Below are 22,312 nucleotides of genomic sequence, written 5' to 3'. Positions count from 1 at the left end.
CCCACCTCACCGGGAATGACTCCGTCACGTAAGGGTCGATGCCGTCTCGGGATCAGTGAGCGAGCATTGCATTGAGGAATCCGGCGATCCGGGCGACCGCCGCGGGTTCGGTCATCTCCAGGTGGGCGGCGTCGATCTCGACGTTGGTGACATGGCCGCGCACGAGGGGTGCCCAACCTTCATGACCGGCCGCGTCGGAACGCCGGTCCCGGGTCGCGGTGAAGTACAGCAGGTCGGTGTCGACCACCGGGGGCCGCCAGTCGGCGGCGGCGCGCATCGACAGGTTGTAGGCGGCCGTCATCCGTTCGATCATCGCGGCGTCCACCCCGAGGGCCCCGCCGAAATGTTGCTCGATGAGCTCGGCGGCCTCCTCGGCCGTCGCGTCGGTGTCCACGAAGTCGATACCCAGGACCGGGCCCAGATTGCCGACCAGTTCGCCGGCGGTCACGGTGGTGACGGCGGAGGCGTCGAAACCGTCGGCTTCGGAGTCCAGCAGGGCCAGCAGGGCGACCTCCTCCCCTACCGCCCGGATTTCCGCCGCGATCGCGTGGGCGATCTGGCCGCCGAGCGACCAGCCGAGCAGATGGTAGGGACCGTGCGGCTGGATGGCGCGGATTTCGCCGAGGTAGCGGCGCGCGGTGTCCTCGATGGTCGCCGGCCCGGGTTCGGTGCCGCTGATCTGCGGGGCCTGGATACCGTAGATCGGCCGGTCTCCGGACAGGTATTCGTCGAACGGCCGGTAGCACCAGGACAGGCCCGACGCGGGGTGGATGCAGAACAGCGGTGGCCGGTCGCCGCCGGTACGGATCGGGAGCACGACATCGAAGCCGAGGCCGCCGGCGTCGGATTCGCTGTGCCCGGACCGCATCCCGGAGTCGATCCGTTTGGCGAGATCGGCGGGACGTGGGTCCGACAACATCCAGCCGACGGGGACCTCGTAGTCGAGTTCCTTCTTCAGGTCGCTCACCACCTGCACCGAGCGCAGCGAGTTACCGCCGAGTGCGTAGAAGTCGTCGTCGACACCGACCCGCTCGACGCCCAGGACGTGCTGGAAAGCGTAGGTGACCTCGGCCTCCAGCCACCAGGACGGCGCGCGGTACTCCCCTGCCGTGAACTCGGGTTCCGGGAGCCGCGAACGGTCGAGTTTGCCGGAGGCGGTGAGGGGCACCGTGTCGAGGACCATCACCGTGGTGGGCACCATATAGCCGGGAAGTTCGGTGGCGGCGTGCTCGAGGACCGCCCCGGTGTCGAGTGTGGCACCGGCGGCGGGCACGAGGTAGCCGGCGAGATGGTCGCCGCTGTGGCCGCTGTGCACCGACACGATCGCCCGGGCAACGGAATCGTGTTCGGCGAGGACGGCTTCTATCTCGCCCAGTTCGATGCGCAGACCACGGAGTTTGACCTGGAAATCGGTGCGGCCCAGATATTCCAGTTCTCCGCTCGTGTGCCGCCGCGCCAGATCGCCGGTGCGGTAGAGGCGGCCGCCCGCGGTGAAGGGGTCGGGTACGAATCGTTCGGCGGTGAGGCCGGGGCGGGCCTGATAGCCGCGCGCGATCTGCGGGCCCGCCAGATACAGGTCGCCCGCCACCCCGGGCGGCACCGGGCGCAGCCGGGCGTCGAGTATGTAGGCGCGGACATTCCAGACCGGGGTCCCCATCGGAATACTGCCCCGGTCGGCGTCGGTCACTTCGTGCGCGGTGGCGTGCAGGGTGAATTCGGTGGGCCCGTAGAGGTTGTGCAGAGTGGCTCCGGGCAGAACGCGCCGGGCCGCGGCGACCACTTCCGCGCCGAACGCTTCGCCGCCGACGAGCAGCGCGCGCAGCGTGTCCAGTGCCTGTCCGGGTGCGGCGGCAGAGAATGCCGCCAGCATGGACGGGACGAAGGAGGTCATGGTGACCCGGTGTTCGGCGATCGCCTCGGCGAGGTAGGCGGGGTCGGTGTGACCGTAGGGGGTCGCGATCACCATGCGGGCGCCCACGGCCAGGGTCGCGAAGAGTTCCCACACCGAGACGTCGAAGGTCGCGGGAGTCTTCTGCAGGACGATATCGTCCGCGGTGAGGTCGTAGTTTCCGATGATCCAGTGCAGCTGGTTCAGCACGGCCGCATGCGAGACGGCGACACCTTTCGGGCGGCCGGTGGACCCGGAGGTGAACAGAACGTAGGCGGTGTTGTCCGGCCGCAATGGGAAGATCCGGTCGCCGTCGGTGACGGGGGCGTCGTCGTATCCGGTGAGGTCGATCCCGTCGAGGGTGGTGAGGACCACTACCGGTTGCGCGGTGGCCAGCATGTAGTCGATCCGCTCGGCGGGATGATCCGGATCGACCGGTACGTAACCGCCGCCGGCGGCGTGTACCGCGTACATCGCGGTCACCTGGTCCAGTGATCGCGGCATCTGGAGTGCGACCAGCGATTCCGGTCCCACGCCGCGGGCGATCAGCCAGCGTGCCAGCCGGTTGACGCGGGCGGAGAACTCGGCGTAGGTCAGCGACCGCGGACCGGATACGACGGCCGTGTGGTCGGCGTGTTCGCGGGCGGCGGCCGCGAACACCGAGGGGAGGGTTTCGGTGGAGTCGAGAGCGTGTTCGGTGGCGTTCCAGCGCACCAGTTCGGTTTCGCGTTCGGCCGCGGTGAGCAGGTCGACCTCGTAGACGGGCTGGGCGGGGTCGGCCACCATCGCGTCGAGCAACCAGTGCAGGCGGTCGACGAGCGCGGTGACGGTGCCCTCGTCGAACAGGTCGGTGGCGTAGGTGATGCCGCCGGTGAGTCCCGCGGGCCGGCCGGCGGGGTCGTAGGTGTCGGAGACGGTCACCTGCAGATCGAACAGGGAGGTCCCGGTATCGGCTTCGACGGCCGAGACCGACAATCCGGGCAGTTCGAAATCGGTGGCGCCCAGGTTCTGGAATGCCAGCAGCACCTGGAACAGCGGATGGTGGGCGTGCGAGCGGACCGGGTTCAGTTCCTGCACCAGCCGTTCGAACGGGACGTCGGCGTGACCGAAGCCGGCCAGGTCGGTGCCACGCACATGGTCGATGAACCGGGTGAACGACATATCGGGTTCGAGGCGGGTGCGCAGGACCAGGGTGTTGACGAACATGCCGATCAGATCGTCGAGTTCGGGTTCGCCGCGGCCGGCGTAGGGGGTGCCGATCGCGACATCGGGGCTGTCGGCGAGCCGGGACAGGGCGGCCGCGAGGGCCGCGTGGAACACCATGAACAGGGTGGCGTTGTGGGCGCGTGCGAGGCGGTCGAGCGCGGCATGCAGGTCGGCGCCGATGGTGAGTGGGACGGTGGCGCCCGCATACGTCTGGACCGCGGGGCGGGGGCGGTCGGTGGGCAGTTCCAGCACCGCCGGCGCACCGGACAGCTGGGTGGTCCAGTAGTCGATCTGCGCGTGCAGCAGCGAATCCGGTTCGTATTCCGAGCCCAGGACGGCGCGCTGCCAGATCGCGAAATCGGCGTACTGCACGGCCAGGGGTGACCAGTCGGGGGCGTCGCCCTGCATCCGGGCGGCGTAGGCGGTCATCATATCGCCGGCCAGCGGCGTCAGCGACGATCCGTCACCGGAGATGTGGTGCATGGCGACAGCGAGGACCCATTCGTCGTCCCCGAGGTCGAACAGCCGCACGCGGAAAGGTACTTCGGCGGTGACGTCGAACGGTTGTGAGACGAACGCCGTGACCGCCGCGGGCAGGTCCTGTTCGGCGGTGGGTGTCACGGCCAGGCGCGGTACCGATTCGGATCCGGGCAGCACCAGCTGGACGGGTTCGCCGTCCCGCTGCGGGTACACGGTGCGCAGTACTTCGTGCCGGGTGACCACGTCGTCGAGGGCCGCGTGCAGGGCGTCGAGGTCCAATGCCCCGGACAGCCGGATCACGATGGGGATGCTGAACGCGGCGGAGTCGGGTTCGAACCGGTTGAGGAACCACATGCGTTGCTGCGCGTAGGACAGCGGGATGGTGTCGGGGCGTGCCAGACCGGTCAGCTTGATCCGGCCGGTATCGGCGTGCGATTCGACGCGGGCGGCGAGCCGGGCGACGGTCGGGGCCTCGAACATCATGGCCACCGGCACCGATACGTCCAACGCGGCGCCGATCCGCGCGGCGACCCGGGTCGCGACCAGGCTGTTGCCGCCGAGTTCGAAGAAGTCGTCGTCGGCGCCGACCGCGGCGGTGAGGCCGAGGACTTCGGTGAACACGCCGGCGACGACCTCCTCCACCGGTGAGGACGGCGCCCGGAACGGGCGGGCCTGGAAAACGGGTTCGGGCAGGGCCCGGCGGTCGAGTTTGCCGTTGGGTGAGAGCGGCACCTCGTCGAGCAGCATCACGGCGGCGGGCACCATATAGGACGGGACGTCCGCGGCGAGCGCGGCGGTCAGGTCCTCGGGGGTGAGGTCGGCGTCGGCGGTGGGGACCACGTAGGACACGAGTTTCACCGGTCCGGCGTCTTCGCGCAGCGGCACCGTGACGGCGAACGAGATATCCGCGCGGGCGCCGAGCCGGGCGTCGATTTCCCCGAGTTCGACCCGGAAACCGCGTACCTTCACCTGGAAGTCGTTGCGGCCCACGAACTCCAGGTTGCGCTCGGAGTTCCAGCGCACCACATCGCCGGTGCGGTACAGGCGCCGGCCGGGCTCCCCGGAGGGGGCGGCCACGAATCGTTCCGCGGTGGTGTGCGGCCGGTTCAGATAGCCGCGGGCCAGCGCCGGCCCGGCGAGATACAATTCGCCGGCGACGCCGGCCGGTACCGGATGCAGCCGGGTGTCGAGGACCAGCGCCTGCATACCCGGCAGGGGGGTGCCGATGGTGGGGCGTTCTCCGGGTTGCACCGGTTCGGTACCGGTGGCGACGATCGTGGTTTCGGTGGGTCCGTACAGCACCCGGAATTGGCGAGTGCCGGCGCTGTCGGTGCCGGCCCACCGGTTGATGAGATCGGCGGGAACCTCGTCGCCGCCGGACATCACGAGCTGCAGATCGTCGAGACCCGCGGGGTCCACCGAGGCGAGCGCGGCGGGAGTGACGAAGGCATGGGTGATCCGCTGGGTGTGCAGGAATTCGGCCAGTTCGCCGCCGCCGTACATACGGGCCGGGGCGATCACCAGGGTCGCCGCGCGGCCGATCGCCATGAAGATCTCCAGCAGGGAGGCGTCGAACGAGGGCGAGGCGAAATGCAGCACCCGGGAGGTGCGTCCGAGGGTGGTGCCGGTGCGCTGGGCGGCGAGGAACCCGGCGACCCCGGCATGGGTGATGGCCACGCCTTTAGGGACGCCGGTGGATCCGGAGGTGAAGATCATGTACGCGGTGTTGGTGACACGCAGCGGCCGCACCCGGTCGCGGTCGCCGACCGGTCCGTCGGACAGTCCCGTGAGCTGGTTCTCGGTATCGGGGTCGTCGAGTGCCAGCCAGTTCACGGTGTCGGGCATCTCGGCCCGCGCGGAGCGGACGGTGACACCCAGGGCCGCACCGGAATCGGTCACCATCTGCTCGATACGGGTGCCGGGGTAGCGCGGATCCACCGGCACGTATACGGCGCCGGATTTCACGATCGCCCACCAGCCGAGTACCGATTCCACCGATCGGGTGGCGGCCATCAGCACCGGGGTCTCCGGCCCGGCGCCGCGCTCGATGAGCAGCCGCGCCAGCCGGTTGGAGCGGGCGTCGAGTTCGGCGTAGGTGAGGGCGGTGTCGCCGGAGACGACGGCGTCGCCGTCGCGGTTGGCGCGGACGGCGGCGGCGAAGACGTCCGTGAGCACTTCGGGCCGGGCCGCGACGGGTGTCCCGACCCGCGAGGTCAGTGAGGACAGTTCGCAGGCGTCGAGCCAGTCGATATCGCCGACCGCGACGCCCGGGTCGTCGGCGACGGTGTCCAGGATCCGGATGAACCGCTGGATGAACCCGGCGGCGGTCGCCTCGTCGAACAGGTCGGTGGCATACATCATGGTGCCCGACAGGCCCTGGGGCGCACCGGTGTCGCCATAGGTGTCGGAGACGACGAGCTGCAGATCGAATTGCGACATACCGGTGTCGACATCGGCGCGGGAGACCACGACATCGGGCAGCACCACATCCACGGTCGCCAGGTTCTGGAACGCCAAAGCCACCTGGAACAGGGGATGCTGGGCGGCGGAGCGTTCGGGGTTGAGTTCCTCGACGACACGTTCGAACGGGACGTCGGCGTGCTCGAACGCCTGCAGGTCGGTTTCCCGGGTCCGGGTCAGCAGGTCGGCGAAGGGTTCCGCGGCGTCGATGGGGGTGCGCAGCGCCAGCGTGTTGACGAACATGCCGACCAGATCGTCGAGTCCGGGTTCGCCGCGGCCGGCGACCGGGGTGCCGACGACGATATCGTCGCTGCCGCTCAATCGGCCCAGCAGCGCCGCGAGGGCCGCGTGCAGCACCATGAACAGCGACGATCCGCGGGATCGGGCCACGGCTTGCAGGCGGGTGTGCAGGCCGGCGCCGATCTCCACCGGGACCCGGCCGCCCGACAGGGAGGCCACGGCGGGCCGCGCCCGGTCGGCGGGCAGGTCCAGCCGGTCGGGCGCACCGGCCAGGGTGGACCGCCAGAAGTCCAGTTGGGCCGACATCAGCGAATCCGGATCGTCGGCGGCGCCCAGCATCCGGCGCTGCCACAACGCGAAATCGGCGTATTGCACCGAGAGTGGCTCCCAGGCCGGGGCCTGCCCGGCCACGCGGGCGGCGTAGGCGACCATCACGTCGCGGGCCAGCGGCCCCATCGACTGCCCGTCACCGGCGATATGGTGCACCACCAGCACCAGCAGGTAGTGTCCGTCTTCGCCGGCTCCGGGGCCGATATCGAACAACCCCACCCGCATCGGCACCTGCGCGGTGACGTCGAATCCGCGGCGCACGAATCCGCCCACCACTTCGGGGGCGTCATGGGCGGTCACCGGTACCGGTACGACCGGGATCCGGGGTTCGTCGAGCACCTGCTGGCGGGGTTCGCCACCGGTTTCCGGGTAGATGGTGCGCAGCACCTCGTGCCGGGCGATGACATCTTCCAGCGCGGCCGCCAGCGCCCGGGTGTCGAGCTGGCCGGACAGCCGCAGCATGACGGGAATGTTGTAGGCCGCCGATCCGGGTTCGAACCGGTTCAGGAACCACATCCGCTGCTGGGCCAGCGACAGCGGGACCGGGTCGGGTCGGATGCCCGCGGTGAGGGGCACCCGGCCACCGGTGGTGAGGGTCCCGACGTGTTCGGCGAGCCGCGCGACGGTCGGCGCTTCGAACACCGCCCGCACCGGCACCCGGATGTCGAGGGCCGCGCCGACCCGCGCCACCACCAGCGACGCGGTGAGCGAATCACCGCCCAGGGAGAAGAAGTCGTCGTCGGCGCCCACCCGTTCCACCGCGAGCACCTGCTCGAACGCTTCGGCGACCGTTTCCTCCACCCACGACGAGGGTGCTTTGAATTCGCGGGCGGCGAATACCGGTTCGGGGAGCCGGTCACGATCCAGTTTGCCGTTCGAGGTGAGCGGCACCTCGTCGAGCACCATCACCGCGGCGGGCACCATATAGGTGGGCAGCGCTTCGGCGAGGGTCGCGCTCAGTTCGTCGCCGGAAAGGTCCGCGCCGGGCGCGGGCACCACATACGACACCAGCATCGCGGGGCGGCCCTCGGCGCCGCGCGGCACCGTGACCGCGAACGCCACATCGGGCCGGTCGGCGAGTACGGCGTCGATCTCACCGAGTTCGATACGGGTACCGCGCACTTTCACCTGGAAGTCGTTGCGGCCGACGAATTCGAAATCTCCGGTGCCGGTGCGGCGCACCACATCTCCGGTGCGGTACATGCGGCCGCCGGGAGTGCCGAACGGGCAGGCCACGAAACGTGCGGCGCTCAACCCGCCGCGGCCGGTATAGCCTTCGGCGAGGCCGCTCCCGAACAGGTACAGTTCGCCGGCCACGCCCACCGGCACCGGCCGTAACCAGGTGTCGAGGACGGCGGCGGCGACGGGCCCGGCGGGGGTGCCGATGGTGATGGGCGCACCGGGGGTCATCGGATCGCTCGCGGTGGCCCAGATGGTGCATTCGGTGGGCCCGTACAGGTTGACCATGGTGCGCCCGGGCGCCCACCGGTCGACGATTTCCGGGCCGACCGGCTCACCGGCGGTGGCCAGCACCCGCAGCCCGTCGAGACCTTCCTCCGGGACGGTCGCCAGCGCCGAGGGGGTGATGACGGTGTGCGAAACCCTCAGGTGCCGCATCAGCGCGGCCAGTTCACGGCCGCCGTAGACATCCGGCGGGGAGATCACGAGGCGGCCACCGGAACCGTGCGCCATGAGCAGTTCGAAGATCGAGGCGTCGAAGCTGGGCGAGGCCACCTGCAACACGATCGATTCCGGGTCGAGGCCGAGTAGCCGGCGTTGCGCCGCCACGACCTCGGACAGTCCGCGATGGCCGACCACCACACCCTTGGGTGTGCCGGTGGACCCGGATGTGTAGATCAGGTACGCGGCCCGGTCGAGCCGGATCGGGCCGCCGCGTTCGGCGTCATCGACCGGCGCGTCGGAGTACTCGTCGAGGGCCCGCAGCGTCTGCGGATCGTCGAGGACCAGCCAGTCGACGCCGCCCGGCAGCCGCGGCCGGGATGCGGTATCGGTGAGCCCGAGCAGGGCGCCCGAATCCGACAGCAGGAATTCGATCCGTTCGGCCGGAAGGTGGGGGTCGACCGGGACGAACGCGACCCCGGCCTTCGCGGCGGCCCATATGGCGACAACCGCTTCCACCGACCGCGGCAGCGCGGAGGCGATCACGGTGGCGGCGCCGCCGGTGTGCCGCAGCAGTTCCCGGGCGAGACGGTTGGACCGGTCGTCGAGCTGCCGGTAGGTCAGCCGGGTGTCGCCGAATTCGAGGGCGATCGCCTCGGGTGCGGCGGCGGCCGAGGCGGAGAGGATTTCGGCGAAGGTCGCGGGGCCGGCGGGTTCGCTGCCCGGAGCCGGGCGGGCCGGACCCGGTTCGTCGTTGAGGGCCAGTTCACCCAGGCGCACGGCCGGATTCCACGTCATCCGGTACAGCAGTTCGACGAACCGGTCGATGATGCGGCGGGCCCGCACGGAGTCGAATTCGTCTTCCAGGTAGCGGAGAGTGATCTGCAGTCCCGGCGCGCCGTCGGCGTCGGCGTAGCGGGGCGCCACGACCAGGCTCAGCGGGTACGGGGTGGCGTCGACGCCGGTGATCTCGTCGATGTGCAGGCCCGCGGAGTCGACGAGCCGCTGCAGGGCCGGGCGGTCGACGGGGAACGACTGGTAGGCGACGGCGGTGTCGAACAGTTCGGCGACTCCGGCGGCGCGGTGGATATCGGGCAGACCGACGTAGTGGTGGTCCAGCATGCGGGCCTGCTGCGCCTGGATGCGGGCCAGCAGCTGCCGCATGGATTCGGCCGGGTCGAGGCGGACCCGCACCGGGATCGTGTTCAGGAACATGCCGAGGGTGCGGTCCACCGACGGCAGTTCCGGCGGCCGGCCGGAGACCGCGGACCCGAAGACGATATCGGTATCGCCGGTCAGGATCCGCAGATTCAGCGCCCAGGCCGCCGCGATGGCCGTGTTGACGGTGACGGCGGCGTCCGCCGCGACCCGCGACAGTTCCCCGAATCGTTCCGGCGGCAGTTCGGCGCGCACTTCCCCGGCGGTGGCGGTGCCCGGTACGCCGCCACCGCGGGTGACGCGGGTGGGGGCGTCCACATCCGCATACTCCCGCGCCCACGCCTCCTTGGAGGCCGTATGGTCCTGGCGGCCGAGCCACGCCAGATAGTCACGATAGGAGGGGGCGGGTTCGGCGAGCTCGATCAGCTCGGGCGCGCCGTAGAATTCGAGTAGTTCCCGCATCAGCAGCGGCATCGACCAGCCGTCGAGGATCACATGGTGATTGGTGACGAACAGCTGGTACACACCGGATTCGACGCGCAGCAGGGTGAACCGGAGCAGCGACGGGGCGGCCAGATCGAACGGCGTTTCGGCGTCGGCCGCGGCGATCCGCTCGGCCTCGGCCGGTGCGGCGCCGTCGGCGGGCAGATCGATCTCCCGGAACCGGACCTCGACCTGCTCGGTGACGATCTGGCAGGGGCCGGCGGCGGTTTCGACGAACGCGGCGCGCAGGATGTCGTGCCGGTCGACCAGAGCCTGCGCGGCCCGGCGCAGCCGCTCACCATCGACCGCGCCGGAGAACCCGATCACCGTCTGGACGGTGTAGTTGTCACCGGCATCGGGATTGTAGGTGGAGTGGAAGTGGATACCGGATTGCATCGGCGACAGCGACCACACATCGGAGAGTGCATGCCGGTCGCGGTCGAGCCGGTCGATATCGGGCTGGGTGAGCGCGACGAGCGGGAAATCGGAGGGCCGGAAGGCGCGGCCTTCGGAGCGGGCCGCCGGCAGCCGGGTCCAGGTCTCCCGTCCGGCTTCGATATCGGTGCGGGCCAGCGCGGCCAGCGCGGTGACCGTTTTCGCCTCGAACACCTCCCGCGGGGTGAAGACCAGCCCGGCGGCGCGGGCGGCGGCGACCAGCCGCATCGAGACGATGCTGTCGCCGCCGAGGGCGAAGAAGTTGCTGTCGGCGGAGACGGTGTCGAGGTCGAGGACCTCGGCGAACAGGTCGGCCACGATCTGCTCGGCCGGGGTGGACGGCGCACGTCCCGGGGCGCCTTCCGCGCGGAAGGCGCGCTGCCGCAATGCGTTCAGGTCGATCTTGCCGACGGGGGTGAGGGGCATCTCGTCGAGTTCGACGATCGCCGCGGGGTTCATGTAGTGCGGTAGCGACTCGGCGAGCTCGCCGTGCAGGGCCGTCACATCCAGTGCCGAACCCGTCGCCGGGACCACATAGGACACCAGCACCGGTTCCCCGGCCGGGCCTTCCTGTGCGACGGTGGCCACCCGCGAAACGGCCGGATACCGCGCCATCCGGGCGTCGATCTCCCCCGGCTCGATCCGCAGACCGTGGATTTTGACCTGCTGATCACCGCGCCCCAGATATTCCAGGGCCGGCCCGTCGTCGGTCCGGATCCAGCGCACCGAATCGCCGGTACGGTACAGCCGTTCACCACGAGCGGAGTGCGGATCGGCGACGAACCGGGACGCGGTGGTGGCGGGCCGGTCGTAGTAGCCGCGGGCCAGACCGGGGCCGCCGATATACAGTTCACCGGCCACCCCGGCCGGTACCGGTCGCAGCCACATATCGAGAACGGTCACCGTGACCCCGCCGATGGGCCCGCCGATGGTCACCGGTTCACCGGGGCGCAGCGCGTCGGAGCCGGTCGCCCAGATCGTGGTTTCGGTGGGGCCGTAATGGTTCATCAGCCGCCGGCCGGGCGCCCACCGGTGCACGGTGTCCGGGCCGGTGGCCTCGCCGACGACCGCCACGGTCCGCAGCTGCGGCAGCCGCGCCGGGTCCATCGTGTTCAGCACCGACGGCGTGATGATCGCGTGGGAGACGTCCTCGGACCGCAGCAGATCCTCCAGATCGATACCGCCGTACACCTCCGGCGGTGCCACCACCAGGCAGGCGCCGGCGCTGTGCGCCAGCAGCAGTTCCGATACCGAGGCGTCGAAACCCGGCGACGCGACCTGCAGCACCCGGGAACCGGTATCGGCGCCGAAGGCGGCCGCCTGCGCGGCGACGAGCGCGGCCAGGCCGTGGTGGGCGATATGGACGGCCTTCGGATTACCCGTCGACCCGGATGTGTAGATCACATACGCGGCGTTCGCGGCCCGCGGCGGAGGCACTGCGCCGGCCGCTCCGGCCGGGAGTTCGGTGGCCGAATCCACCCGCAGCCAATCGACGGCGTCCGGGAGGCGTTGTGCGACAGCGTCGACCGTCACACCCAGAGCGCAATGGGAATCGGCGAGCAACTCCGCGAGACGTTCGGCGGGGTTCGCCGGGTCCAGCAGGACGAACGCGGCCCCGGTTTTCGCAACCGCCCAGATCGCCACGGCCAGTTCCGCCGACCGCGGTACCGCCACCGCCACGAACGATTCGGGGCGGGCCCCGCGCGCCGTGAGCACGCGCGCGACGCGGTCGGCACGGTCGTTCAGCTCCCGGTAGGTCATGGGCAGGTCGCCGGACCGGACCGCCACCGCGTCCGGGTGCGTCCGCGCGGTGCGGGCCAGGATATCGCGGAGGGTGAGTTCGGGCGCCGGGGTCTCGGCGGCGACGATGCGCGGCAGGACGCGGTCCTGCTCCCGGGACGGGGCGACGGCCGCGATCCGGCGGGCGGGGTCGGTGATGATCTGGGTCAGGATCAGCTCGAAACGGTCGAGCAGGGTGCGGGCCTGCGCGTCGTCGAACCGGTCGGTGGCGAAACGCAGTGTCACCGTGTGGGTGCCGGACGCCTCGGTGTCCGATACCGCGTCGCGGTCGGCTTTGGGTGGGCTCACCTGCAGGCTCAGCGGATACGGGGTGGCGTCCTGGGCTTCGAGATCGACCAGCCGCAGCCCGGCGGCGGTGAGATCGCCTGCCAGCAGCTCCCGGTCCAGCGGATAGGACTCCAGCACCGTGACCGTGTCGAACATATCCGCGATCCCGGTGGCGCGCTGCAATTCCGCCAGTCCGATATGCCGGTGGTCGAGCATCGCGGCCTGCTCGGACTGCACCCGTTGGAGCAGGCCCGCGACCGTTTCGTGCGGGTCGAGCCGCACCCGCACGGGCAGCGTGTTGATGAACAGGCCGATCATCTGGTCGACGCCGGAGATCTGCGGCGGACGATGTGACACCGTATTGCCGAACACCACATCCGACCGGCCCGTGAGGGCGGTCAGCAGCAGCGCCCACGCCACCTGGATCGCGGTGTTGGGGGTGACTCCGTGGGAGCGGCCGAGGGCCAGCAGCGCGGCGGTCGCCGTGGCGTCGAGATTGCGCCCGACCTCCCCGTTGTGGGCGGTGACGGCACGATCCGGGCTGCCGGTGACCCGGGTCGGGGTCTCGATTCCGGCGAGCGTCTGCTGCCAGGCGGTGAGCGCGGTGTCGCGGTCCTGGGTGTGCAGCCACTGCAGGTAGTCGCGGTAGGAGCGTGAGGTGGCGATATCGGCCGGTTCGTCGCCGGCGGTGTAGAGCGCCAGCAGCTGATGGACCAGCAGCGGCATCGACCAGCCGTCGAGCACGATGTGATGGTTGGTGACCAGCAGCCGGTATTCCGCGGAGCCGGTGCGCACGAGGTGGAATCGCAGCAGCGGCGGCCGGGCGGGATCGAACGGCAGCGCGGCCGCCTCGGCGAGGCCGCGCAACGCGTCGTCGCGTTCGGTGTCACCGATCCCGGTGAGGTCGGTGTACCGCCAGTCCACCGGCACCTGCTGCTCGACGAGCTGACGTGGCCCGTCCGGGCTCTCCACGAACGCGGTCCGCAGGCTGTCGTGCCGGTCGATCAGCGTCTGCGCGGCCCGCCGCATCCGGTCCGGGCGTACCTCCCCGGCCAGCGTCAGCGTCGCCTGCACGATGTATCCGTCGTCGCTGTCGTCGTAGATGGCGTGGAACAGCAGCCCCGATTGCAGGGCGGTCAGCGGCCACACATCGGTCAAGGTGGGGTGATCACGCAGCCAGTGGTCGATATCGTCCTGCGATACCGCCACGAGCGGGAAATCCGACGGTGTGAATCCCCCGGCGAATTCCGACCGGACGTGCCCGGCGAAGCCGCGCAGTGCCCGCACCCACAATTCGGCCAGCTCGTCGACCTCCGCGGCGCTGAGCACCTGGGCCGCGAATTCGAACGTCGCGTCGAGTTCGAGCCCGCGCGGGCCGTGTTCGGCGATCGCGTTGATATCGAGTACCGCGGGCAACGCCATCCGCGGGTCGCTGGTCGAGGTCAGCGACGCGAAGTCACGGGTGGGTGTCCACGCCCCCGAATGTTCGCGGACACCCACCCGCCCCAGATAGTTGAAACTGATCTGGGGGTCCGGTGCACCGCCGAGTTCGGCGTGGCCCAGCGGGTCGAGCCGGCGCAGCATCCCGTAGCCGATGCCGTTGTCGGGCACCGCGCGCAACTGCTCCTTCACCTGTTTGATCGCCAGACCCGCGGCGGCCCCGCCGCCGAACGCGTCGGCGGGGTCGATGCCGGACAGCCCGATCCGGATCGGGAACCGGTTGGTGAACCAGCCCACGGTGCCGCTGAGGTCCGCGCCCGGCACCGCCTGTTCTTCGCGGCCGTGGCCCTCCAGCGAGATCAGTTCCCCGGTATCGGGCATACCGCGCCGGCGTCGCCATTCGCCGAGCGCCAGCACCAGCGCCGCCAGCAGCGGATCGTTGGGGCTGCCGTGGAAACGGGCCGGGATCGTGGTGAGCACCGCCTCGGCGATATCGGCCGGGATACGGGTCTCGATCCGGCCCGCGGTGGCAGCGACATCCCGTTCGGGGTCCAGCCGCCGGGAACCCAGCAACTGTTCACCCTGCCCGACCATGTCCTTCCACAGGTCCAGTTCCGGCGCGCGCCGGCTCGCCGCTTCTTCGACCAGCCCCTGCACCCAGCGCCGGAACGAGGTGGTCGTCGCGCCGGCGGCAGGTTCCGCGCCGTCGGCTATCCGCGTCCACGCCTGCGCGAGGTCGGTGAGCAGGATCCGCCACGACACCGCGTCCACGGCGAGGTGGTGCACCACCAGCCACAGCAGATCGGGGCCGGTGCCGGCGGGGCCGCGCAGGAGGACAGCCTGGACCAGCGCGCCCTCGCGCGGGTTCAGCCGGTCCGCGGCCGCCTGCAGATGCGCGTCGACCTCGCCGGGGTCGCGGCGGTCGAGCCGCACATCGACCAGGGCGGCACCCGCGTCGGCCGAACCCGGTTCCCGGGCTTCGATATTGCCGTGCACCGGGTCCCGCAGCACCGCGCGCAACATATCGTGGCGGTCCATGACGGCCTGCAGGGCCCGCACCAGATCCGGGTGCCGCACGCCGTCGGGAAGTTCGATCAGGGTGGCCTGCGCGAACCGGTCGAAATGGCCGCGGTCGAGCATGGCGTACACGATCGGCGACAGCGGCATCGGGCCGATACCCCCGCCGGCCGGTTCGATCAGCAGCGGAGTATCGGTGGCGTCCGTCGCGACCGCCGCCAGGCCCGCCACCGTCTTGTACTCGAACACATCCTGGGTGGAGAACGCCAGACCGGCGGTTTTGGCGCGAGCCACCAGCTGAATGGACAGGATACTGTCGCCACCGAGGGCGAAGAAACTGTCGTCGGCCCCGATCTCGGGCACCCCGAGCACGTCGGCGAACAGACCCGCCATCAGGCTCTCTCCCGGAGTGGCCGGAAGGCGGCCCGTCGACGTCGCACCGAACACCGGTTCCGGTAACGCGCCGCGATCGAGTTTGCCGAACGCGTTCACCGGCAGACTCTCCAGCGGCACGATCACGGCCGGAACCAGATGCGGCGGCAGGCTTTCGCGGGCGAAGCGCTGCACGTCGCCCGGGTCGAGAACGCGCTCCCCGACCGGTACGACGTAGGAGGCCAGTACCGTCATGCCCGCGTTGTTGCGCACCGGCACGGTGACCGACAGATCGATATCGTCGTGACCGGTGAGCGCCGCGTCGATCTCGCCCGGCTCGATGCGGTACCCGCGGATCTTCACCTGGAAATCGGTGCGGCCCAGCAACTCCAGCATCATCGTGCCGTCGGCACCGGTCCAGCGCGCGATATCGCCGGTGCGGTACATCCGCTCACCCGGATCGCCGTAGGGGTCGGCGACGAACCGGGCGGTGGTCTCGCCGACCCGGTGACTGTAGCCGCGCGCCAGCCCGGGCCCGGCCAGATACAGTTCCCCGGCGGTGCCCTTCGGCACCGGCTGCAGGGTGCGGTCCAGCACCATCGCCGACACGCCCCGGATGGGCCCGCCGACGGTCGGGTCGTGGTCGGCGCGGAGGGGGGCGCCGGAGGCGGTCACCGTGGTCTCGGTGGGCCCGTATTCGTTGTACATCGTCCAGTTCCGGGTCCACCGTTCGATCACATGCGGCGGGCAGACATCGCCACCGACCACCACCACTCGCAGATCGGTCAGCGGTTCCGGATCCACCGTCGACAGCATCGCGGGGGTCAGCGTCAGGTGGGTGACGTGCTCACCTTCGAGGAGCCGGGTCAGTCGTTCGCCGCCGATCACTCCGGGCGGCACGATCACCAGCGTCGACCCGTTCGCGAAACAGGTCAGGAATTGTTCCAGTGAGGCGTCGAAGCTGGGTGACAGGGCGTAGGACACCCGCGATGTCGCGTCCACACCGTAGGTTTCGGTGCGGTCGGCGATCAGGTTGGCGAGCCCGCCGTGGGTGACCTGCACACCTTTCGGCAATCCGGTGGATCCCGACGTGTAGGTCATATAGGCGAGGTTGGCCGGCCGCAGCGGACGAATCCGCTCCTCGTCGGAGAGGGGCCCGTCTGCGGCGTTCTCGCCACCGCGCAGGGTGGCAGGGTCGTCGAGCACCAGCCGGTGCACGTCCTCCGGCAGGCTTTCCCGATGGGCGTCGACGGTGATCGCCACCGCCGCGCCGCTGTCGGAGATCATGTGCTCGATTCGCTTCGGCGGATATTCGGGGTCCACCTGCACGATCGCGGCACCGCTCTTCGCGACGGCCCACGCCGCGCTGATCGACTCGGCCGAGCGTCGCAGCAGAATCGCCACCGCGGTATCGGGCCCGCAGCCGAGGGCGACGAGCTGCCGTGCGAGCCGCGAGGATCTGCTGTCCAGCTCGCCGTAGGTCACGGTACGCCCGGCTTCCGAGATCGCGATCGCCTCGCGATGCCGCCGCGCGCTGTCGGCGAGGATATCCGGCAGCAGCCGCGCGGCCCCGGCGCCGCGGGGTCCCCGCACCGGCAGCAGTTCGGCGCGTTCGCTGTCCACCAGCAGCGGCAGGCCGCTCACCGGGTGGTCCGTTCCGCCGGCGAGGAATTCGTGCAGGAACATCAGGAACCGGCGATGGTGACCGGCGAGTTCGTCCGGCGTGTAGACGTTCGGGTTGCCCTGGAAATCGATATGGGTGCTCTCTTTGCCCGCACCCGGGTAGATGTTGACGAACAGGTCGGCGGTGGGACCGGAGGTCAGCACGTGCAGGCGTCCCGTGGTGGATCCGAACACGACCTCGTTCTCGACCATCATCAGGTTGACGGCCGGACCGAACGAGGCCGCTTCGTCGCGCGCGATACCCATATCGCGGAAGATGTCCTCCTGGCGGTACCGCTGGCGGCGCAGCGCGCTGGTCAGCTCCCCCTGTGCGGCGTCGATCAGCTCGCCCACACTGTGCGTGGCCACCGGCACCCGCAGCGGCACCACATTGGCCACCATGCCGCCGGAACGCCGCAGCACCGCGGAATGCCGGCCCGAGACCGGCAGGCTCAGCAGCACCTCATCACTGTCGGTCATGCGGGCCAGGTAGGCGGCGAACGCCGCCACGATGATGGGAGTGACGCTGGTACCGCGTTCCAGCACCACACCGTCGAGGAGCCGCGCGGTGTCCTCCGGCAGCGACGCGCTGATCAGCGTGGGGTGGATGGTCGGTTCGGCGACCCGGCCGGCGAGGCTGACCACCGGCGGTGCGCCCGCCAGGTGCTCGGTCCAGTGGCGGCGATCGTTGCCGAACCGTTCCGAATCACGATAGGCCGCGTCCTGATCGACGATTTCCCCCAGATATTTCGCCGTCGCCGGCGGCGCTTCTTCACCGGTTACCCAACAGTTGTAGAGCTCGGTAATCCGGTGCAACATCGTTACCGCGGCGAATCCGTCCAAAGCGATATGGTGCGCACGCTGATACCACAGGAAATGGTCCGCGCCGATCACGAATATAGTGCTGGCCATCAAATAATCCGTGAGCAGGTCGAGCGGAGCGGAATAATCCTCGACCATCAGCCTGTGTGCCGTCCCCACCGGGTCGTCGTCGCGGCTCAGGTCCACGATCGCCACCGGTGATCCGGTGGTCGGGTCGACGTACTGACACGGTTCGCCGTCGACCTCGACCAGTCGCGTATACCCGGCGCCGAATTCTCGGTCGGCGGTTTCGCATGCCTCGACAAGCAAATCCGGTTTCAATTCGCCGACGATTTCGACGTATTGTGCAACGGAAATCGGCGACGAGCCCGCGAGGTGCTGCGCGAACCAGATTCCACGCTGCGCAGCGGTCAACGGGAAGATATCCGCAGGCCGCCGGTCGGGAACAGTGTTTCCATTGATGCGTTCCGCGGCCGAACCGTTACCCGGAGCGGTCGGTGCGGAAAACTCGGAGGGACGGTTCCATATTGAACCCGACTGCGGAATACCCCTGTCGGCGTTGCGCTTGGACTGGGTCACCTGACCTCCATTGAGTTCGTTATTCCAGACGCCGCCCGGAGAACACCGGCGGCACCCGACCTCTTACGCTTCGTGTGGACCTTCAATACTCGAAGAAATAGCACCGCGCGCCGGCAGGCACAAATATTTCGATTTCGTCTCGCATGAATCCCGCCGTTCCCGCCGGAATAACCGACAAAGAAGCCGACTGCCCTGACTCATCGAGACCCGACGGTGACGAAAACCCATGGGCGCCGACCTCGGCTGCCCCTGCGGTATCCGCCCACGAGCCGCCCCGGGCGGGTCACGGAGTGCCGTGTTTGCGCCGGACGCTGCGGCCATGACACCGAGTATCCGCAGGTACAGCACGGATCGGCACTTCTGAATGACTATCGGGAGCGTCGCCGTCCCCTGGGCAGATCCGGCCCGAGTCGGGTTCGGCGAGCAGGAAGCGAACATCGTTCGAATTCATCGGCAGCACCGATCGCCTTCTGGAAGTGGCTTACCTTCATCGCAGTTCGTTCCAGCAGAATTCTGCGACCACAGCGTCCCAGAATTCGTACTGCGGACCCTCCACAACCCCGACAATCGGAAGGATCCTTCTGTTTTTGCCGATCTGCCGTCGCGGCAATCGGATCGGCAGCCGTCCGAGCGTATTCATCCATACTCTCCGACCGGCGTGAGAACGCAATCGTAAACGAGAGCGAGCAGACTCCGCAACGTGCATTGTTGATACACGTTCCAGGACGTCACCAAAGATCGAACAGCGCGCCGAAGTGAGGTATTCCGCCGGGAAGAAAAATGATCACCGACGATGATTCGCGTTCGTCGATGAAGGCGGCGGACGCTCTGACGGGGTCCACGCGTGCGGGCCGCGTTCCCGTCGAGGAAACCGGGCTCCGGCGCGGGATCAGCGACGCTGCGCCGCGTCCGGGATGCCGGTGGTGAACACGCTGTAGAAGAAGTGGCCGGGTATCAGTTCGTTCATATCGTGCCAGGCGCCGCCCGGGTCACGCTGGTAGTAGTCGGCGACGCCGGTGCCGTTGTCATAACAGACGATTCCGGTCGCACCGAACGGGCTCCAGTAGGTCCGGCCGCCGGGACGAGGAGCGTCGAGCGGGGTGCGGAAAAGATGGTCACACGAGGTGATCTCGGGGGCGTAGTAGGACGGCTCGGCCGCGGCGATCGGAGTCGTCGCGGCAAGCGCCGGGCCCGCGCCCAGCAGTAGCGCGCCGAGGGCGGCAGTTGCCGTGCGAAGAGCCGTGGGACGCATTATCGTGCTCCTTCCGACGGGGTCGGTCCGCTTCCGTCCGGCGCGTGATCCTACCGCTCGGTCATCGATTCCGACGCTTTTCTGGAGACAGACCGAGACTTGATTGATTCAAGAAAATAGGTAAGCTGCGTCCCGTGACCACCACCGCGGAGTTCGAGAACATGTTGCGCGATGCCGCGCTGCGTGTGACCGCACCGCGGCTGGCGGTTCTGAGAGCTGTCCACGACGCCCCGCACTCCGATACCGACACGATCATCGGCCGGGTGCGTGACACCCTGGGCGCCGTCTCCCACCAGGCCGTCTACGACGTACTACGGGCCCTGACCACCGCGGGCCTGCTGCGGCGTATCCAGCCCACCGGATCCGTGGCCCGCTACGAGACCCGGGTCGCTGACAATCACCACCACCTCGTCTGCCGCTCCTGCGGTGTCATCGCCGACGTCGATTGCGCCGCCGGCCCCGCACCGTGTCTCGACGCCTCCGACGACCACGGCTTCACCATCGAAGAAGCCGAGGTCATCTACTGGGGCCTGTGCCCCGCCTGTTCCACCACACCCAGCCCGAAATGACCACGTAACCGGAAGGAATGCAGTGTCCGAGACCTCCACGGGCCAGTGCCCGTTCACGGCCAAACACCCCACCACGGGTGCCGGCAACCGTGACTGGTGGCCCAACCAGCTCAACCTCAAGATCCTGCGCAAGAACGCGCCCGCGTCCGATCCGATGGAACCCGGTTTCGACTACGCCGCCGCGTTCAAAACCCTCGACCTGGGCGAGGTCCGCAAGGACATCGCCGAGATCCTGACCACCTCGCAGGACTGGTGGCCCGCCGACTTCGGGCATTACGGCCCGCTGATGATCCGGATGGCCTGGCACAGCGCCGGCACCTACCGCACCATCGACGGCCGCGGCGGTGGCGGTGGCGGTATGCAGCGCTTCGCGCCGCTGAACAGCTGGCCCGACAACGGCAACCTGGACAAGGCCCGCCGCCTGCTGTGGCCGGTCAAGAAGAAGTACGGCAAGAAACTGTCCTGGGCCGACCTCATGATCTTCGCCGGCAACGTCGCGCTGGAGACCATGGGCTTCGAGACCTTCGGCTTCGCCGGTGGCCGCGCCGACGTGTGGGAGCCCGACGAGGACGTCTACTGGGGCCCGGAATCGGTCTGGCTCAACGACGAGCGCTACACCGGCGAACGCGATCTGGAGAGCCCGCTGGGCGCCGTCCAGATGGGCTTGATCTACGTCAACCCCGAAGGCCCGAACGGTAACCCGGATCCGCTTGCCGCGGCCGTGGACATCAAGGAAACCTTCAGCCGGATGGCGATGGATCACGAGGAAACCGTGGCCCTCATCGCCGGCGGCCACACCTTCGGTAAGACCCACGGCGCCGGCGACGCCGACCTGGTCGGTGCCGAACCCGAGGCCGGACTCATCGAGCAGCAGGGTTTCGGCTGGAAGAGCACCCACGGCACCGGTAAGGGCGGCGACGCCATCACCAGCGGTCTGGAGGTCACCTGGACCACCAAACCGGCGCAGTGGACCAACGACTTCTTCGAGATCCTGTTCGGCTACGAATGGGAGCTCACCAAGAGCCCGGCCGGCGCCAACCAGTGGGTCGCCAAGGATGCCGAGGAGATCATCCCCGACGCCCACGACCCGGCCAAGCGCAAGAAGCCGATGATGCTCACCACCGACCTGGCGCTGCGGTTCGACCCCGAATTCGAGGTCATCTCGCGCCGGTTCCACGAGAACCCGGCCCAATTCGCCGACGCGTTCGCCCGCGCCTGGTACAAGCTGACCCACCGCGATATGGGCCCGGTCGAGCGCTACCTCGGCGCCGAGGTCCCCGCCGAGGAACTGCTGTGGCAGGACCCCATCCCGGCCGTCGACTTCGAGGTCGTCGGCGAAGCCGATATCGCCGCGCTCAAGGAGCAGGTGCTGGCCGCCGGGCTCACCGTCGGGCAGCTGGTGTCCACCGCGTGGGCCTCGGCGTCCACGTTCCGCTCCAGCGATAAGCGCGGCGGCGCCAACGGCGCCCGGATCCGCCTGGAACCGCAGAAGAGCTGGGATATCAACGAGCCCGAACAGCTGGCGACGGTGCTGAACGCGCTGGAGAAGATCCAGGAATCGTTCAACGCCGCGCAGACCGGCGGCAAGAAGGTCTCGCTGGCCGACCTGATCGTGATCGCCGGCGCCGCCGGAGTCGAACAGGCCGCCAAGGCGGCCGGGGTCCAGGTCACCGTGCCCGTCGCCCCCGGCCGCAACGACGCCCGGCAGGAGCAGACCGATATCGACTCCTTCGGTGTGCTCGAACCGCGCGCCGACGGGTTCCGCAACTACATCGGCAAGGGCCACCGGCTGCCGTCGGAGCACCTGCTGATCGACCGCGCGAACCTGCTGGGTGTCACCGCACCGGAGCTGACCGTGCTGATCGGCGGTCTGCGGGTGCTCGGCGCCAACTACAAGCAGTCGAAGCAGGGTGTGCTCACCGACAAGGTCGGCACACTGACGAACGATTTCTTCGTCAACCTGCTCGATATGGGTGTCGAGTGGAAGTCCACCGACGAGTCCCAGGAGACCTTCGAGGCCCGCGGTACCGCGACCGGCGAGGTCAAATGGACCGGCACCCGCTACGACCTGGTGTTCGGCTCGAACTCCGAACTGCGCGCGGTCGCCGAGGTATACGCCGCCGACGACGCGAAGGAGAAGTTCGTGCACGACTTCGTGTCGGCGTGGAACAAGGTCATGAACGCGGACCGGTTCGATCTGGTCTGATCCGGATCCGGTCCGGGTGACCGGAT

3 protein-coding genes and 1 pseudogene are annotated in these 22,312 nt (G+C 69.2%); 2 read left to right on the top strand and 2 right to left on the bottom strand.

Annotated elements, in window-relative coordinates; translation table 11 throughout:
* Window positions 1-52: 52 nt before the first annotated feature.
* Both AB0F41_RS03730 and AB0F41_RS03725 read right to left on the bottom strand, forming a co-directional pair.
* Window positions 53-18,097: pseudogene (locus tag AB0F41_RS03730) on the bottom strand (amino acid adenylation domain-containing protein); the annotation flags it as partial.
* Window positions 18,098-19,148: 1,051 nt separating this feature from the next.
* On the bottom strand, window positions 19,149-19,511 hold the full coding sequence (locus AB0F41_RS03725) for a hypothetical protein (protein ID WP_357421150.1): 363 nt from the start codon (window positions 19,509-19,511) through the stop codon (window positions 19,149-19,151).
* A gap of 134 nt (window positions 19,512-19,645) precedes the next feature.
* Between AB0F41_RS03725 and AB0F41_RS03720 the strand changes: the two genes are divergently transcribed.
* Window positions 19,646-20,080: a Fur family transcriptional regulator gene (locus AB0F41_RS03720; protein ID WP_357421149.1), complete on the top strand. Its 435-nt coding sequence runs from the start codon at window positions 19,646-19,648 to the stop codon at window positions 20,078-20,080.
* A gap of 22 nt (window positions 20,081-20,102) precedes the next feature.
* Window positions 20,103-22,286: a catalase/peroxidase HPI gene (gene katG, locus AB0F41_RS03715; protein ID WP_357421148.1), complete on the top strand. Its 2,184-nt coding sequence runs from the start codon at window positions 20,103-20,105 to the stop codon at window positions 22,284-22,286.
* Window positions 22,287-22,312 lie beyond the last annotated feature (26 nt).

The organism is Nocardia sp. NPDC024068, from assembly GCF_040638875.1.
Taxonomy (GTDB): Bacteria; Actinomycetota; Actinomycetes; order Mycobacteriales; family Mycobacteriaceae; genus Nocardia.
Note: the sequence above shows the minus strand (reverse complement) of the source record. Positions and strands in the feature narration are given on the sequence as shown.